Origin of the sequence: Pseudoalteromonas sp. S4492, assembly GCF_005886115.1 — a bacterium.
GTDB lineage: Bacteria > Pseudomonadota > Gammaproteobacteria > Enterobacterales > Alteromonadaceae > Pseudoalteromonas > Pseudoalteromonas gelatinilytica.
Window position 1 is genome coordinate 1 of the sequence record NZ_PNCP01000180.1, and the last position, 339, is coordinate 339.

Sequence of the window (339 nt, forward strand, 5' to 3'; positions counted from 1 at the left end):
TAACAGGTTCATTACTTTTTCCGCCCCCTAATGCCCAAAAAGCCATTGTAAGAAATGGCATTACCAGTAGCGGTAACACCAGCATCATTTTTCTTTTTCTCAGGAAGACCTGCGACCTTTGCACACTGCTCATACACTTCATTTTTGTTTTTGTGATAAATAAATTTTTTCCAGCACCTGCACACTATCCATCAAACCCGGCCGGGCTTGCAGAATGCTGTCGTATTCATTCGTTCTGTTCAATTTTAAACTATCCATATATTTTCTAAAATCCTGTATTTGTAAATAAGTTTGTTCATCTATAGTTGCCTCCGGCATTACTGTTTCATCTCCTGTTTT

Annotated in this window: 1 protein-coding gene; it reads right to left on the reverse strand. The window is 38.3% G+C overall.

Annotated features, from left to right (window positions below; translation table 11 throughout):
* Positions 1 to 138: 138 nt before the first annotated feature.
* A partial coding sequence (locus tag CWC28_RS22060) for a hypothetical protein (protein ID WP_171038344.1) occupies positions 139 to 339 on the reverse strand: 201 nt, incomplete at its 5' end.